The sequence below is a fragment of the Pseudomonas sp. FG36 genome (genome assembly GCF_057809275.1).
Genome location: NZ_JBMDJQ010000039.1, coordinates 34,787 through 51,335 on the forward strand (window position 1 = coordinate 34,787; position 16,549 = coordinate 51,335).

The 16,549-nt window shown below is 66.1% G+C and carries 15 protein-coding genes and 1 pseudogene; 11 read left to right on the forward strand and 5 right to left on the reverse strand.

The genetic code is table 11. From position 1 onward, the window contains the following. Positions 1–5 precede the first annotated feature (5 nt). The 3 genes from ACODS9_RS22865 (at position 6) to ACODS9_RS22875 (ending at position 3,822) form a co-directional block, all read left to right on the forward strand. Positions 6–1,238: an OprD family porin gene (locus ACODS9_RS22865; protein WP_401108844.1), complete on the forward strand. Its 1,233-nt coding sequence runs from the start codon at positions 6–8 to the stop codon at positions 1,236–1,238. Positions 1,239–1,262: 24 nt separating this feature from the next. Further along, a complete protein-coding gene (gene paaZ / locus ACODS9_RS22870) occupies positions 1,263–3,311 on the forward strand; it encodes a phenylacetic acid degradation bifunctional protein PaaZ (RefSeq protein WP_489094814.1) in 2,049 nt (682 codons plus the stop codon). Between the two features lie 199 nt (positions 3,312–3,510). Further along, entirely contained in the window at positions 3,511–3,822 is a 312-nt protein-coding gene (locus ACODS9_RS22875; protein ID WP_046855646.1) for a hypothetical protein, read from the forward strand. 17 nt (positions 3,823–3,839) lie between these two features. Here the strand turns inward: ACODS9_RS22875 and ACODS9_RS22880 are convergent, their stop codons facing one another. Further along, complete coding sequence (locus ACODS9_RS22880; protein ID WP_489094815.1) at positions 3,840–5,459, reverse strand: ATP-binding response regulator; 1,620 nt, start codon at positions 5,457–5,459, stop codon at positions 3,840–3,842. A gap of 106 nt (positions 5,460–5,565) precedes the next feature. Between ACODS9_RS22880 and ACODS9_RS22885 the strand changes: the two genes are divergently transcribed. Then, positions 5,566–6,180, forward strand: a complete 615-nt coding sequence (locus ACODS9_RS22885; RefSeq protein WP_401108852.1) for a LuxR C-terminal-related transcriptional regulator — start codon at positions 5,566–5,568, stop codon at positions 6,178–6,180. A 146-nt stretch (positions 6,181–6,326) separates the two neighbouring features. After that, positions 6,327–6,494 (forward strand): hypothetical protein, encoded by a 168-nt coding sequence (locus ACODS9_RS22890; RefSeq protein WP_160291368.1) that lies wholly within the window; start codon positions 6,327–6,329, stop codon positions 6,492–6,494. A gap of 76 nt (positions 6,495–6,570) precedes the next feature. Here ACODS9_RS22890 and ACODS9_RS22895 read toward each other — a convergent pair whose 3' ends face one another. Beyond that, positions 6,571–6,792: a DUF6555 family protein gene (locus ACODS9_RS22895; protein WP_046855649.1), complete on the reverse strand. Its 222-nt coding sequence runs from the start codon at positions 6,790–6,792 to the stop codon at positions 6,571–6,573. Between the two features lie 104 nt (positions 6,793–6,896). After that, on the reverse strand, positions 6,897–7,106 hold the full coding sequence (locus tag ACODS9_RS22900; RefSeq protein WP_489094816.1) for a con-10 family general stress protein: 210 nt from the start codon (positions 7,104–7,106) through the stop codon (positions 6,897–6,899). A gap of 324 nt (positions 7,107–7,430) precedes the next feature. Here ACODS9_RS22900 and ACODS9_RS22905 point away from each other — a divergent pair, with 324 nt between their 5' ends. Next, positions 7,431–11,561 (forward strand): CheR family methyltransferase, encoded by a 4,131-nt coding sequence (locus tag ACODS9_RS22905; protein WP_489094817.1) that lies wholly within the window; start codon positions 7,431–7,433, stop codon positions 11,559–11,561. Positions 11,562–11,612: 51 nt separating this feature from the next. Here the strand turns inward: ACODS9_RS22905 and ACODS9_RS22910 are convergent, their stop codons facing one another. Together ACODS9_RS22910 and ACODS9_RS22915 are read right to left on the reverse strand one after the other, a co-directional pair. Next, entirely contained in the window at positions 11,613–12,164 is a 552-nt protein-coding gene (locus ACODS9_RS22910) for an ATP-dependent Clp protease proteolytic subunit (protein ID WP_367858492.1), read from the reverse strand. Positions 12,165–12,178: 14 nt separating this feature from the next. Continuing rightward, positions 12,179–12,574, reverse strand: a complete 396-nt coding sequence (locus ACODS9_RS22915; RefSeq protein ID WP_401108857.1) for a low affinity iron permease family protein — start codon at positions 12,572–12,574, stop codon at positions 12,179–12,181. 305 nt (positions 12,575–12,879) lie between these two features. Between ACODS9_RS22915 and ACODS9_RS22920 the strand changes: the two are divergent. The 5 genes and pseudogenes from ACODS9_RS22920 to ACODS9_RS22940 all read left to right on the forward strand — a co-directional run. Next, positions 12,880–12,972: pseudogene (locus ACODS9_RS22920) on the forward strand (DUF72 domain-containing protein); the annotation flags it as partial. 35 nt (positions 12,973–13,007) lie between these two features. Continuing rightward, positions 13,008–13,781, forward strand: a complete 774-nt coding sequence (locus tag ACODS9_RS22925) for an endonuclease/exonuclease/phosphatase family protein (protein ID WP_489094818.1) — start codon at positions 13,008–13,010, stop codon at positions 13,779–13,781. Beyond that, positions 13,778–14,980, forward strand: a complete 1,203-nt coding sequence (gene clsB, locus ACODS9_RS22930; RefSeq protein ID WP_489094819.1) for a cardiolipin synthase ClsB — start codon at positions 13,778–13,780, stop codon at positions 14,978–14,980. The genes ACODS9_RS22925 and clsB overlap by 4 nt, the downstream gene beginning before the upstream one ends. After that, on the forward strand, positions 14,980–15,939 hold the full coding sequence (locus tag ACODS9_RS22935) for a lysylphosphatidylglycerol synthase domain-containing protein (protein WP_489094820.1): 960 nt from the start codon (positions 14,980–14,982) through the stop codon (positions 15,937–15,939). Before clsB ends, ACODS9_RS22935 begins: the two co-directional genes overlap by 1 nt. Before the next feature lie 27 nt (positions 15,940–15,966). Next, complete coding sequence (locus ACODS9_RS22940) at positions 15,967–16,395, forward strand: hypothetical protein (RefSeq protein ID WP_046855656.1); 429 nt, start codon at positions 15,967–15,969, stop codon at positions 16,393–16,395. Positions 16,396–16,549 lie beyond the last annotated feature (154 nt).

Sequence of the window (16,549 nt, forward strand, 5' to 3'; positions counted from 1 at the left end):
CAACAATGAACCGCACGCACCTCAAGTCAGCCGCCTGGCTGGCCACCCTCGCCCTGCCCTTGCCGGCCATGGCGGACTTTATCGCTGACAGTCACGCCCGCCTCGAACTGCGCAACCACTACATCAACCGCGACTTCCGCCAGAGCAACGCCCCGCAGAGCAAGGCCGAGGAATGGGGCCAGGGCTTCACCGCCCGCTTCGAGTCGGGTTTCACCGAGGGGCCGGTTGGTGTCGGGGTGGACGCCATGGGTCAACTGGGCATCAAGCTCGACTCCAGCCGCGACCGACGCAACACCGGCCTGCTGCCCTACGGGCCAAACAGCCTGGAACCAGTGGACGACTACAGCGAGCTGGGCCTGACCGCCAAGCTGCGGGTCTCCAAGAGCACCCTGCGCCTGGGCACTCTGCAGCCGATCCTGCCGGTGGTTGTGTACAACGACACCCGCCTGCTGGCCTCGACCTTCCAGGGCGGCCTGCTGACCAGCCAGGAGCTGGATGGCCTGACCTTCAACGGCGGGCGCCTGACCAAGGCCAACCTGCGCGACTCGTCCGGGCGCGATGATATCGGCTACGGCGCCGCCAGCAGCGACCACTTCGACTTCGGCGGCGGCAGCTACGCCATCACCCCGCAGGCCAGCGTCAGCTACTACTACGCCAAGCTCGAGGACATCTACCGCCAGCAGTACGTCGGTTTTGTGCATACCCAGCCCTTGGCCGAGGGTGTCAGCCTGCGCAGCGACCTGCGCTACTTCGACAGCCGCGGCGACGGCGCCGAGCGCGCGGGCAACATCGATAACCGCAACTTCAACGCCATGTTCACCCTGGGCGTGAAGGCCCACAAGTTCACCGCCACCTGGCAGCAGATGTCCGGCGACAGCGCCTTCCCGTTCCTCAACGGCGGCGATCCGTACACCGTCAACCTGGTCACCTACAACACCTTCACCCGCGCCGGGCTCGACTCCTGGCAGCTGCGCTACGACTACGACTTCGTGGCCATGGGCATCCCCGGGCTGAGCTTCATGACCCGCTACACCGACGGCCGCCACGCCGAAACCACCACGGTCAGCAATGGCCGCGAGCGCGAACGCGACACCGACATCACCTACGTGATCCAGAGCGGCCCGTTCAAGGACGTCAGCCTGCGTTGGCGCAACGTCACCTTCCGTTCCGGCAATGGCCTGACCAATGCCGTGGACGAAAACCGCCTGATCATCGGCTACACCCTGGCGCTCTGGTAACCGCGCCCTTCAAAGGAGAACAGCATGTCCGCCGCCCCTACCCTGCAAAGCTTCATCGCCGGCCGCTGGATCGGCCAGCACGGCGCCCAGGCCCTGCGCAGCGCCCTTGATGGCCACGTCCTGGCCTACAGCCACGAAGAGCGCCCGGATTTCGCCGAGGCCGTGGACTTTGCCCGCGCCCAGGGCCTGAAGCAGCTACTGGCCATGGATTTCCAGCAGCGCGCCGCCCGGCTCAAGGCCCTGGCGCTGTACCTGGCCGAGCGCAAGGAGCAGCTCTACGCCCTGTCCCATCACAGCGGCGCCACCCGCGCCGACAGCTGGATCGACATCGAAGGCGGCAACGCCACGCTGTTCGCCTATTCGAGCATGGGCCGCCGCGAACTGCCGTCGGGCAACCTGGTGCATGAAGGCCCGGCGATCCCCCTGGGCAAGCAAGGCCATTTCGCCGGCAGCCATATCCTGGTGCCGCGTGCGGGCGTGGCCGTGCATATCAACGCCTTCAACTTTCCGATCTGGGGGATGCTGGAGAAATTCGCCCCGACCTTCCTGGCCGGCATGCCGTGCATCGTCAAGCCTGCCACGTCCACCAGCTACCTGACCGAGGCCGTGGTACGCCTGATGAACGAATCGGGCCTGTTGCCGACCGGCAGCCTGCAACTGGTGATCGGCAGCACCGGTGACCTGCTCGAGCGCCTACAGGGGCAGGACGTGGTGACCTTTACCGGCTCCGCCGACACCGCAGCCAAGCTGCGCGTCACCCCGAACCTGATCCGTAACTCGGTGCCGTTCAACGCCGAGGCCGACTCGCTGAATTGCGCCATCCTTGGTCCGGACGTGAGCCCTGACAGCGAGGAGTTCGAGCTGTACATCAAGGAAGTGGCGCGGGAAATGACCACCAAGGCCGGGCAGAAATGCACCGCGATCCGCCGCGCCATCGTCCCGGCCAGGCACATCGACGCGGTGGCCACCCGCCTGCGCGATCGCTTGCGCAAGGTGATGGTGGGCGATCCTTCGGTGGAAGGCGTGCGCATGGGCGCGCTGGCCTCCCATGACCAGCAGCGTGATGTCAGCGAGCGCGTGCGCCAGTTGCTGGCCACCTGCGAGCAGCTGCTGGGCGCCAGTGACGGTTTCACCCCGGTCGGCGATGGCGTGGCCGAGGGCGCGTTCTTTGCCCCGACCCTGCTGCTGGCCCGCGACCCGCATGCCGAGGGCGGTGCCCATGATATCGAGGCGTTCGGCCCGGTCAGCACGCTGATGGCCTACGACGACCTCGACGAGGCCTTGGCCCTGGCCGCCCGCGGCAAGGGCAGCCTGGTGGCGAGCCTGGTCACCGCCGACCGCGCCGTGGCGGCCAAGGCCATCCCGGTGGCGGCGGCCTGGCACGGGCGGTTGCTGGTACTCGACAGCGAGGCGGCCAAGGAGTCCACCGGGCATGGTTCGCCATTGCCGCAGCTCAAGCACGGCGGCCCCGGTCGTGCCGGCGGCGGCGAGGAGCTGGGCGGCCTGCGCGCGGTCAAGCACTACCTGCAGCGCGCCGCGGTGCAAGGTTCGCCGAGCATGCTGATGGCAGTGACCGGCGAGTACGTGCGCGGCGCCGAGGTGATCGAAACCGAAGTACACCCGTTCCGCCGCCATTTCGACGACCTGCGCATCGGCGAGTCGCTGCTGACCCACCGCCGCACGGTGACCGAGGCCGACCTGGTCAACTTCGGCTGCCTGTCGGGCGATCACTTCTACATGCACTTCGACGAGATCGCCGCCAGACAGTCGCAGTTCGGCAAGCGCATCGCCCATGGCTACTTCGTGCTGTCGGCGGCCGCCGGGTTGTTCGTCAGCCCCGGCGAAGGTCCGGTGCTGGCCAACTACGGGCTGGACACGCTGCGCTTCATCACCCCGGTGGGCATCGGCGACACCATCCAGGCGCGCCTGACCTGCAAGCGCAAGATCGACCAGGGCAAGACCAGCCCGCTGGAACAGGCACAAGGCGTGGTGGCCTGGGATGTGGAGGTGACCAACCAGCTGGGTGAGCTGGTGGCCAGTTATGACATTCTGACCTTGGTGCTCAAGCGCTGACTGCGAATGGGCGGCGAGATGCCTGCATGCAGTCAGGGCAGGCATCCCGCAACCCGATCAAGGCAAAGTGCCACCTCGCACATCCGCCCTACATCGCGCAACGCCGCCTCAGCGCTATAGTCGGCCAAGCGTCCCACCGCCAGCCCCCTTCCTGGCGGCGCGGGCGCGGTACCGAGAACAATGCCAAGGAAGCAACGCGATGATCCTCAAGTCCTTCCCTTTCAAGTCCCTCGTCCTGCTCGCCGGCCTTGCCGCCGTGGCCGGCTGCCAGACCGCCAGCCCCAGCGCCGACACCCTCAAGCAACGCACCGAGGTCACCCTGGGCGTGCCCGTGAGCAAAGTCAGCAACCTGCGCAGCGACTCCAACACCACCTACTTCACCGCCAGCACCAGCAAGGGCCAGTACGACTGCCAGGTGCCCAGCGGCGGCCTGGTGGCCGTGGCCGGCATGGGTATCTACACCCCATCCCCCACCTGTTGGAAAGAAGGCCAGGCGCCGGTATTCCAGTGATGGTCGACGGCGCCGGCCTAGACGACCGGCGCCGCCACGGTCTCACGCAAACCCCGCAGCGCCGCGCGCAGCTCCGCCGGTCGCACCGGCTTGGCCAGTACCGCGATACCCCGTGCCTGCAAGGCGCCCTGCAGCCTGTCGATATCATGGCCGGTCATGATCAGCGCCGGCACTTCGGCGCCGCGTTGCGCGCGCAACTGGTCGATGCAGTCGATGCCGGTGGCCTGTGGGCCCAGGTCGTAGTCGGCAACGATCACATCGCAGTCACTGGCCAGGCCAAAGGGCGAGCTCTCGGCCTGCACCTCGCACCCCCAGCGTTGCAGCAGGGCACTGGTGGCCTGCAGGACGTTGTGGTCATCCTCCACCAGGCACACCCGCAAACCGGTGAGCATGCCGGCCTGCACGGCCTGGTCGGCAACGGCCCGTGCCACCTGTGCCGGCACCTTGGGCAAGCCTTGCAAGGTCAGCGTGGTGCCATGCCCCTGGCGCGAGCGCAGGCTGACCGCCAAACCCATCAGTTGCCCAAGCCGCTTGACGATGGCCAGCCCCAGGCCGACGCCCTCGACGTCCTTGTCACGTGCCTCGCGCACCCGGTAGAACTCTTCGAACACGTGACCCTGGTGCTCCTCGGCAATGCCCCGGCCCTGGTCGCAGACGACGATGGCCAGCCCCTCGCCGCGTGGCCGCACGCCGATCAGCAACGGGCGCCCGGCGGCGTACTTGAAGCTGTTGGACAGCACGTTCTGCACCATGGTCGCGAGCATCCCCGGGTCGGCACGTGTCCAGTGGCGGCTGGACACCAGACGCATCTCGACCCCGGCCCAACGCGCCGCCTCGCTGTTCTGGCGCAGCAACTCGCGCAGGAAACCGTCCACGGCGAAGGTTTCCCACTTCGGCTGCACCCGGCCGTTGTCCAGGGTGTACAGGTCGAGGATCGAGCGGAACAACTGCGAGACGTTGAGCAGGGAGCGGTCGATGCTGTCCACCAGGCGCCGCTCTTCCTCGCCCAGCCGCGCTTCGCGCAGGCAGGCGGTGAACAGGCCGATGGAGTGGATCGGCTGGCGCAGGTCGTGGCTGGCCTGGGCCAGGAAGCGGGATTTCTCGCGGGTCGCCGCCTCGGCCAGGGCCGTTGCCTTGCGCGTGCGCTCCAGCAGCAGGTGGGCATAGAACGGAATCAGGGTGCTGGTGGTCAGCAGCATCGGCAGCAGGAACGGCTGTTCCTGCCAATAGGGGGTCAGTTGCCACACCACAACCAGCGCGGCCAGGGCCAGCACGGTGGCGATGGCCAGGTAGCGCGAGCCGAAGCGCATGCCGTTGCCCAGGTTGATCCAGACCATCACCGCATACAGCGGCAGCGCGGTTTCACCGCCGACCACCAGGCCGAAACTGGTACCGGTGTAATCGCCCAGCATGCCGAAGATGCGCCGCGCCGGGTAGTGCCCGGGCCAACGCTTGATCGCCTGGCGCATGCCGATCGACACCACCACGAACCCCGCGTAGTAGAGCAGCACCGGCAGGTAGGTGGCGTGCGAGCGGCCCGGCAGGAACCCCAGCAAGGCCACGTAGGTGATCGCACAGGAGGCGACGATGATGCGCAGGTTGGCCTGGTCCAGCTCGTTGTTCTTCTCGAACTTCATGGGTAACGTCCTTGTGCGCCAGTCGGCATTTGCGGCACGCTGCGTGGGAAAAAACCGCAGGTGACTGCTAAATTAGCATGTGTCGGCTGACAGGGAGTTCCACGACGTGAGTTGCCGCATCATCGTGGCGGATGACCATCCGCTGTTCAGGGAGGCCATGGTCAACACCGTACGGCGCATCCTGCCCGAGGCGTGCCTGGAGGAAGCCGGCAGCCTGGCCGATGTGCTCAGGCTGGCCAGCATGGGCGAGACGCCCGACACCCTGATCCTCGACCTGCGCTTCCCCGGCCTCACCTGCATCGGCCGCCTCGCCGAACTGCGCCGCCAACTGCAGCGCACCACGCTGATCGTCGTGTCGATGGTCGACGACCCGGAGGTGATCTGCGAAGTCATGGCCGCCGGCGTCGATGGTTTCATCGGCAAGAGCGTCAGCCCCGAAGCCATCGGCGCGGCCATCCTCGCCATTCGTGACGGCGAAGTGGTGGTCGACTACGCGCCCAGCGGGTTGCTGCCGCAACTGGATGCCCCCAGCGAGCTGGAACAGCTCACCCACCGCCAGCAGGACGTGCTGCGCCTGATCGCCCAGGGCAAGACCAACAAGGAGATCGCCCGGGCACTGGACATCTCGCCATTTACCGTGCGCATCCATGTGTCGTCGCTGCTCAAGACCCTCAATGTGCCGACCCGCACGGCCGCTGCGGTGAAGTATTCCGGAAACTGAGCGACCGCTGGTCGGCGCACAGTGGCATGCAATCGACCCTTCAAGCGCTTTGCAACCTCCCAATCCATGAGGGTGGCGATGTTCACTCCTGTGTTCGGCCTGCCCGCGCGTGGGCCGTTTTTTCACTCTGAGGAGAGGATGACGACATGAGCACGAAACACTGGATGGGCGGTGGCGATGTGCAGAGCGACTGGCCGGAACTAGAGCCAGACCGCCGCAACGATCAGGCCGACGACCCGGATGCCGACCCGAACCTGACCGAGGAAGAGAACCGCCCCGCGGTTCCGGCCAGCGACCCGGAATCAGGCGCCTGAGTGTGCATGGCAGTGAAAGAGCGGGCCAGGCCCACTCTTTCACTGAAGTCTATTGCCTGCCCAGGTCCACGCCGGTTCAGACCCGCCAACGCACATCGGTTATCCCATGCCGTTCGGCCATGGGCCGGCTGACTTTCTTGATGCGCTCGCGCCCGAACTTCGGAATGATCCCCAAACCCGCGTCGCAACTCGCCCAATGCCAGGCCTCGGCATTGTCCATGTGTTCCTGGCGGATGATGAAACGCCGTGGCTGACCGTGCAGCAGGTATTCGATGGTAAACAGCTGGGGACTTGGCATTGACGCAGGCCCTCCTCTTCTCCATGGATGACTTTCTGACAGATCACGTCGTTCCATGAAAATTCAAAAAATGTCCGACAATCAGGAAGGGAGGGCCCGCAGTATCACGAACCGCTGCCGCTCCCGTGGCTGTTGCGGCCACCCTTGCGGCCGGCCTCGGAGGCGCGAGCGCGGTCATTGGCGAAGTTGCCGCCAGAGTTGCGGCCACCCTTCTGGCCCGCCCGTGAGGCCCTTTCACGGTCGTTGGCGAAGTTGCCGGGGTTGGTTTCCTTGGTGCCGCCGCGTTGTCCGGTCTGATCCTGGTCACGAGCCATGACGTTTCTCCTTTACGCTGGGTTGGACGTGCCGCGCGAAGATGCCGTGCACTTAATTACGAACAGGGGCGCAGGCCAACGGCTCATTTGTTGTACCGAGGTTCTGACCGACGGCACTTATCCGCCTGGCCAAGGGTCACAGCTCTGACTACTGACGGTGGACGAAGGAGACGCCCCCATGCACCTTGCTTGCCGACCGCTTAGCCTCGTATACCGGCCCTTGCTCGGCGCCAACCGCTCGTCGCCGGGATGAACAGCAGCCTATAATCTGCGCCCAGTGCCCGACCAAGCGGGCCATTTCCAGGTCCGTACAAGGCTGATGCCATGAAGTCCTCCAGCAAAACGTCCCTCGCCTCGCCGCACAATCCGGCGCTCAGCCCGAGCCACCTGGATTTCCCCGTGGTCGGCATCGGCGCCTCGGCCGGTGGCCTGGAAGCAATCCGCACCTTCTTCCGCCACACCCCGCAGGACTGCGACATGGCGTTCGTGGTGGTGCTGCACCTGTCGCCGGACCACCAGAGCCAGGCCGACCGGATCATCCAGGCGGTGACCGGCATGCCTGTACGCCAGGTCAGCGAACCGGTACCGATCGAGCGCAACCATGTCTATGTGATTTCGCCGGCCAATCGCCTGTCGACCAACGACGGTTACCTGCGCGTCAGCCCGGCCAAGCGCAGCCGTGGCGACCATGTTGCCATCGACCTGTTCTTCCGCGACCTGGCCGATGTGCACAAGGACCATGCGTTCTGCGTGGTGCTGTCGGGCACCGGCAGCGACGGCGCCGTGGGCCTGTCGCGGATCAAGGAACAGGGCGGCGTGACCCTGGTACAAGCCCCCGAGGATGCCGAATACCCCGAGATGCCCCGAGCGGCGCTGGCCACCGGCATGGTCGACCTGGTGCTGCCGGTGGCCGAGATGCCCGCCCGCCTGGTCGAGCTGTGGCGCACCGCCCGCCAGGTGAAGTTGCCGCGCATCGACGACGACAGCCTGCCGCCCGCGCTGGGCGAGCGCGAGGGCGACCCGGCGGCGTGCGACCCGTTGCTCGACGAAATCCTGTTGTCGCTGCAGGACAACACCGGCCACGACTTCAGCCATTACAAGCGCGCTACCGTGCTGCGCCGCCTGGAGCGGCGCCTGCACGTCACCGGCCAGACCGACCTGGCCGGCTACCGCGACTACCTGCAATGCCACCCGGAAGAGTCCCGGGCGCTGCTGGCCGACATGCTCATCGGCGTGACCAACTTCTTCCGTGACCGCGAGGCCTTCGAGGCCCTGCAGCGCCATGTGATGCCAGGCCTGGTGAACCGCGAAGGCAACGAAGAGCCGGCCCGCGAGGTACGCGTGTGGTCGGCTGGCTGCTCGACCGGCGAGGAGGCCTACAGCCTGGCCATGCTGGTGAGCGAACAGCTGGCGATCGAACGACGCAGTGCCCAGGTGCAGATCTTCGCCACCGACCTTGACGACCGCGCCATCGGCATCGGTCGCGGCGGGCAGTATCCGGACGCCATCGCCACCGATGTGTCGCCGGCCCGGCTGCGCCAGTTCTTCCTCAAGGAGGACCAGCATTACCGGGTACGCAAGGAGATCCGCGAAAAAGTCCTGTTCGCCCGCCACAACCTGCTGTCCGATCCGCCGTTCTCGCAACTGGACCTGATCGTTTGCCGCAACCTGCTGATCTACCTCGACCGGGATGTGCAGCGCGACATCCTGCGCCTGTTCCACTTCGCGCTGCGCCCAGGCGGCTATCTGTTCCTGGGCAGCTCCGAATCCACTGACCTTGCGGCCGACCTGTTCGTCGCCGTGGACAAGCGCAACCGCATCTTCCGCGCCCGTGAAGTGGCGGCCGTTCGTCATCCGGCGCGCCTGCAAGCCCCCGAGCCTGCGCTCGCCCCAGCGCCGGCCCGGGCACGCGCCGCCCGCAAACTGTCCTATGCCGAAATCCATCACCGCGCCCTCGCCCGCTGCACGCCGCCGAGCCTGGTGGTCGATACCGAGGGCAATATCCTGCACATGAGCGAGGGCGTGGGGCGCTATCTGCGCCATGCCGGCGGCGAGCTCAGCCACAACCTGCTCAACCTGGTCCTCACGCCGCTGCGTCCGGCCCTGCGCAGCACCTTGCTGCAGGCCCAGGGCAGCGGCCAGGCTGTAACGTCGCGCACAGTTGCCCTCGACCTCGACGAGCATACCGAAGGGGTACGCATCCTGGTCCAGCCGCACCAGGACGAACCCAGTGGCAGCGAGTGCCTGCTGGTGGTCTTCCAGAGCGGCGAAGCCGACAACGCGATCACCCGGGCACCCGCCGTCGAACAGACCGAAGGGATGCTGTTGGGCAACCTGGAGCGCGAACTGCATCGCACGCGCCTGCAGTTGCAGGAAACCATCGAGCAGTCGGAGTTTTCCAGCCAGGAGCTGACCGCCTCCAACGAAGAGATGCAGGCGATCAACGAGGAGCTGCGCTCGGCCAGCGAAGAGCTGGAAACCAGCAAGGAAGAGCTGCAGTCGATCAACGAAGAACTGCTGACGGTCAACTACGAACTCAAGACCAAGGTCGAGGAAACCGACAAGGTCAACGACTACCTGAGCAACCTCATCGCCTCCACCGACATCGCCACGGTGTTTGTCGACCGCAACCTGTGCATCCGCTGGTTCACCCCGCGCGCCACCGATATCTTCAGCATGCTGCCGGTGGACACCGGGCGCTCGTTGCTCGACATCACACACCGCCTCGATTATCCGGGCCTGGCCGATGACGCCCGGGCCGTGGTCGAGCGCGAGACCACCATCGAGCGCGAAGTGGTCGGCCATAACCAGCACTGGTACCTGGCCCGCCTGCTGCCGTATCGGGCCAGCGAGCGCAACGTCGACGGCACCGTGCTGACCTTCATCGACATCAGCCAGAGCCGCGCCGCCGAGGAACGCCTGCGCCAGGGCGAGGAGCGCATGCGCCTGGTCGCCGAGAGCACCCACGACTTCGCCATCATCCTGCTCGACGAGCAAGGCCTGATCACCGACTGGAACACCGGCGCCGCGCTGATCTTCGGCTATGGCAAGGACGAAGTGCTCGGTCACCATTACCAGCTGATCTTCACCGAGCAGGACCGGGCGAGCGGCGTGCCAGAGCGCGAGCTGCGTAGCGCCCGCCTGCACGGTCGCGGCCAGGACGAGCGCTGGCATGTGCGCAAGGACGGCAGTCGCTTCTATTGCAGCGGTGAAGTGTCACGGCTCAAGGGCAGCAGCCTGCGCGGCTACGTCAAGATCGCCCGCGACCTCACCGGGCACAAGCGCCTGCACGACGAGCAAAGCAAGCAGCTAGCCGAATCGCAGAACACCAGCCACATGAAGGACGAGTTCTTCGCGGTCATGTCCCACGAGCTCAAGCACCCGCTCAACCTGATCCAGCTGAATGCCGAAATCCTCCGTCGCTCCCCGTCGGTGAAGAGCAACGGTGTCGCCAGCAAGGCGGTCGGCACCATCTGCGACGCGGTTTCCAGCCAGGCGCGGATCATCGATGACCTGCTCGATGTGGCGCGTATCCGCACCGGCAAGCTCAAGCTCAAGACCCAGGTGCTCGACCTGTGCGCGGTGCTGCAGGCCATCCAGGCGGTGCTGGCCAACGAGCAGCACGCCTGCGAGGTGCGCCTGGCGCTGCCCGCCGACGGCGCCCCGGTGTATGTCGAGGCCGACAGCACTCGGCTCGAGCAGATCGTCTGGAACCTGCTCAACAATGCGCTGAAATTCAGCCCTGCCGGCAGCGAGATCCGCCTGGCGCTGGCCCGCCAGGGCAACCAGGCGCGCCTGGAGGTGATCGACCAGGGTATCGGCCTGACCGATGAAAACCTGGAAAGCGTCTTCGACCTGTTTTCCCAAGCCGCGCCACAAGCCTCCGGCAACCACCGCGACGGGCTCGGTATCGGCCTGTCGCTGGTGCGCCAGCTGGTGGAAGCGCATGGCGGCACGGTCAGCGCGACGTCCGCCGGACTGGGTTGCGGCGCCACCTTCACGGTATGCCTGCCGTTGTCCGACCCCGGGCAGCAGGCCCAGCCGGATACCAGCGACGACAACATCGAGGGCCGCTTGAACAGCGTCAGGGTGTTGCTGGTGGACGACTCGGTGGAAATCCTCGAGGTGATGCAGCAACTGCTGGAGATGGAAAGCGCCGAAGTCGAAGCCTACAGCGACCCGCAGGCCGCACTCGAGGCGGCCGCCCATGGCCGCTATGACATCATCCTGTCCGATATCGGCATGCCGGTCATGGACGGCCACGCCCTGATCAAGGCCCTGCGGGGCCTGGAGCACCTGCGCTACACCCCGGCCATCGCCCTGACTGGCTACGGGGCCAGCGCCGACCAGTACCGCTCGCGCCAGTCGGGCTTCGACCGGCACCTGAACAAGCCGGTTGGCTACGACGAGCTGATCGAGGCGATCGAGGGTCTGAGCGGCTCGCTACCCTACTGACGCGCCCCGCTCCCCGCCTCGGCCTGCCTGTGGCCGGGGCGTCGCCACGCCTCAGGCATGGACGCTCCACTGCACGGCATCGGCCTCGATCGGCAGTTCGTCCACGGCGTGGATCATCCCGCTGTCGAGCGCTTCCTGAGGCCCCAGGATCCGCGGATAGGCCATCAGGTAGCGCGTTACATCGAGCCGCTCGCTCGCACCCTCGGTGCGCTCGGCGACAATCTGCGCATACAGGCGCAGGTCATAGTCCAGGCTCATGGCGTACTCGGCCATCCGTGCATGGTCCACCGAGCCGTGCAGGGTCCAGTGGAACGGGTGGAACAGGAACTTGCTGTAGGCGCAGGCGGTACGGTGGCTGCCGGCCAGGAACAGGATGTTCCCCATCGATTCGACCGTGCCCAGGTTGTGGGTGTGCACCGGCACCGGCAGTGAGCGCAAGAAGTTGTACAGGGTGAAACCGTAGCTGCATTCGCCGCCCATGGTGGCGATGTTGATCTGCAGCACCTCGGCGCCCTGCTGCAAGGCCTTGGAACAGGTGTTGATGAGGTTGCCGCAGGTCGCGGAATTGATCGGGCCGGTGTAGTGGATGATGTGTCTGGCCATGCCATCCTCCAGGGTCAGTCAGGGGTGTCCTTGGCCGGTGCATCGTTGCCCGGCGCCGCTTGGTCGTGCTCGCCCAGTTGCTGGTACTGCTTGCGCAGCGCATGCAGGTCGGCCGGCCCCATGTCCTCGAGGTCGAGCAGCGCCTTGTGCGCCCGCTGGGTGGTGCGCAGCAGTTCGTCGATCTTGATGTGCAGTTCGTCGTTGTCGCGGTTCTGGGTGTTCTGGATCAGGAACACCATGAGGAAGGTGATGATGGTGGTCGAGGTGTTGATCACCAGCTGCCAGGTATCGTTGAAATCGAACAGCGGTCCGCTCACGCCCCATACGATGATCAGTAGCAATGCCACGGCGAAGGTCAGTGGACGTCCGCTGCGGTTGGCCAGCCATTGGGCGAAACGATCGAATTTCATGGCTAGCGCTCCCTCAGGCCGGCTGCCGGGTTTCTCCGGGGAGGCCCTCGATGTCAGGGTCGTCCGGGAGCACCTCGGGTTCTTCGTCGTCTGCCTCGGTCGGTGCTGGCGGCGCCTGCACCTCCCCCGGTTCTGTCTCGCTGTTCATCGGCGTTGCCTCCATTGGCTGCTTCCCTCTGTGGTGGAGGGCCCCAGGGCAGGCAAAGTTCCGGGTTTTGCGCCACTGGCCACTCGTCATTCCTGCTGAACCCTGACGCCGCGATGCCGGTCGCTAGTCAAGAGTGCACGAACGAAAGGGAGCCCTCGTGAGCGAGATCCGCATTGGTATTTCCGGTTGGCGCCATGGCCCATGGCGCAAGGACTTCTACCCTAAGGGTCGGCGCCGGGACGATGAACTGGTGACCGAACCCGGCGTCGATCCGCAGGAGTCACTATGAACGGCACCCTGCCCGCCCCCGACCGCATCATCGACAAGGTGACCGCCGTGCACCGTCTGACCGTGCTGACCCTCAACGTGCACAAGGGCTTCACCCTGTTCAACCGCCGTTTCATCCTGCCCGAGCTGCGCGAAGCGGTGCGTGCCACCGGCGCCGACCTGGTGTTTCTGCAGGAGGTGCACGGCAGCCATCGGCGCCATGCCGAGCGCCATCCGACCTGGCCGCAGACTCCGCAGTACGAGTTCCTCGCCGACAGCATGTGGCCGCAGTTCGCCTACGGGCGCAATGCGGTCTATCCCCATGGCGACCATGGCAACGCGTTGCTGTCCAAATTTCCCATCCGCGCCTACGACAACCTCGATGTGTCGATCCATGGCAACGAGGAGCGCGGCCTGTTGCACTGCCAGCTCGAAGTGCCCGGTCATGAGCAGGTGCATGCGATCTGTGTGCACCTGGGCCTGCGCGAGGAGCACCGCCAGCGTCAGGTCGACCTGTTGCTGGCCTTGCTCAAGCGCCTGCCGCCGGACGAGCCGGTCATCGTCGCCGGCGACTTCAACGACTGGCGCCTGAAGGCCGATGCGCGGCTGTCGGTATCGCTGAGCGAAGCCTTCGGCAGGCCGGCGCGCAGTTTCCCCGCGCGCCTGCCGTTGCTGCGTTTGGACCGTATCTACCTGCGCAATGCCCAGGCGTGCGAGGCACGGGTGTTGTCCAGGTACCCATGGTCGCACCTCTCCGACCATGCTCCGCTGGTAGCGCAGGTGACGCTATGAAGCAGGCCTGGAGCAACGGCAACCACGTCGAACTGCTGATCAATGGCGAGCAGTACTACCCGCGCGTGTTCGAGGCGATAGCCCAGGCACGGCAGGAGATCCTCCTGGAAACCTTCATCATCTACGACGACAAGGTGGGCCAGCCGCTGCGCCTGGCGCTTATCGACGCGGCGCGGCGTGGCGTGCGGGTGGAGGTGGCGGTTGACGGCTACGGCACCGCCGACCTGCCTGACGAGTTCATCTCCTCGATGACCGAGGCCGGGGTGCGCTTCCATGCATTCGACCCGCAACCGCGCCTGGCCGGCATGCGCACCAACCTGTTTCGGCGCCTGCACCGCAAGATCCTGGTGATCGACGGCCAACGCGCGTTCATTGGCGGTATCAACTACAGCGCCGACCATCTCGGCGACTTCGGCCCGCAGGCCAAGCAGGACTACGCCGTGGAAGTCACAGGCCCGGTGCTGGCCCAGGTACACGCCTCCAGTTGCCGCATGCTTGCCCCCGTGCTGGGCGATCCAAGCGCGGTAGTGCCGGGCGGTGACGCCGCAGGTTCGGCCAGCGCCGTGCTGGTGGAACGCGACAACCGTCGCCATCGCACCGACATCGAGGCGTGCTACCTGCAAGTCTTCCGTGAAGCCCGGCAACGCATCGTCGTCGCCAACGCCTATTTCTTCCCCGGCTACCGCTTGCTGCGCGAGCTACGCAATGCTGCCCGGCGTGGCGTGGCGGTGACCCTGATCCTCCAGGGGCAACCGGACATGCGTTGGGTACGCGCATTGTCGCGCCTGCTCTACAACTACCTGTTGCGCGACAATGTGCAGATCCATGAATACTGCCAGCGCCCCTTGCACGGCAAGGTGGCACTGGTGGACGACGAATGGTCCACCGTGGGCTCGAGCAACCTCGACCCGCTGAGCCTGTCGTTCAACCTCGAAGCCAACCTGATGATCCGTGACCGCGCCTTCAACGATGGCCTGTACCAGCACCTGAACGAACTGACCACCGCACATTGCAAGCGCGTGACCCTGGAACGCATGGTGCGTGGCTACTGGTGGCGTGCGCCGTTGATCTTCCTGGGCTTCCACATTACCCGCTACTTCCCGCATATCGCCGGTTGGTTCCCCGCGCACCGGCAGCGCCTGCAGTCGCTGCAGGCGGACAACGAAGCGCCGGCGGACTTCAACGGGGGCAAGACCTGATGGCCAAGCCACGCTGGAAGACCTGGGGCATGCGCCTGCTCACCCTGCTGTTCCTGGTATTGATCCCGGTGCTGCTGTTCACCCTGGCGCGCAATCTGGACTGGAACGAGGTGCGCCAGTCGCTGCTGGCCTACCGGCCCTCGACCCTGGCCCTGGGGCTGTTGCTGGCCCTGTGCAGCTACCTGGTATTCGCCAGCTACGACCTGCTCGCCCGCGCCTACACCGGCCACCGCTTGCCGGCCCGCCAGGTGCTGCCGGTGGCGTTCGTCTGCTATGCGTTCAACCTCAACTTCACCACCTGGGTCGGCGGCGTGGCCCTGCGCTACCGCCTGTACAGCCGGCTGGGGCTGGACACCGCGACCATCACCCGCATCCTCACCCTGGGGCTGTTGACCAACTGGATGGGCTATCTGCTGCTGGCCGGCACGGTGTTCTCCCTGGGCCTGGTCAAGTTGCCGGCAAGCTGGGCGGTCGGAGCCGGCGGCCTGCGCCTGATCGGCGTGCTGATGGTGGCGGTCGCGGCCGGCTACCTGCTCGCCTGTACCTTCGCCAAGCGACGCACCTGGCACCTGCGCGGGCATGAAGTGACCCTGCCGAGCCTGCGCCTGGCGCTGTGCCAGGTGGCGCTGGGCGCGAGCAACTGGGCGTTGATGGCGGCGCTGATCCACTTGCTGCTGCCGCCTGAGCTGTTTTATCCGTCGGTACTGGGGGTGTTGCTGATCAGCTGCGTGGCGGGGGTGGTGGCGCATATTCCAGCCGGGCTGGGGGTGCTGGAGGCGGTGTTCCTTGCCCTGCTGCACGGGCAATTGGGCCAGGGCACGCTGGTGGCCGCATTACTGGGGTATCGGACGTTGTACTACCTGATCCCGTTGTTGATGGCGGTGATCACCTACTTGATTCTGGAGAAGCGCGCCAAGGCCCTGCGCCGACAGGCCGGGCCAGCCCTGGACAAGCGCTGAGGGCCCCACCGGCCCGGGAGGTTCGTCATGCGGTTCATTCTGTGTGTGGCATTGCTGGGCAGCCTGCTCAGCGGGCAGGTGCTGGCCGAGGGTTGCGACGTGGTCACCCGCTCGTCCAGCGAGGCGGTCAAGCCGGTGCAGCAGCATACCTGCTACAGCTACGGCAACATGCCTGCCGAGGCGATTGCCTGGTCGTGCAGCAACGAGAGCAAGGAGATGCTCAACAGCCAGAAACGCAAGGTTGAGCGTTGCGCCGATGGCAGCGTGGGCAGCTGCATCGCCCCGCTGACCCAGGAGACCCTGGCCAATCCTGATGCCGCGGGGCGCGGCGAGCCCTCGACCCGGCCGGCCGTGCCCAAGGATGCGCGGATTATCACCTACTACTACGACACCCCGAGCCTGGGGCAGGCGCGTAGTGATTGCGAACGCAGCAATGGGATCTGGCAGACGCATTGACGCGAACGTGTGGGGTCGATGCCGTTGCCGTTGCCGTTGCCGTTGCCGTTGCCGTTGCCGTTGCCGTTGCCCCTCAAGAGTCTACCCCCGAAGCCCGCGAGCGACAGCTGCGCCAGCCCAGGCGCCGCCCGTAACTTCGCGACTTCAGGAGGCC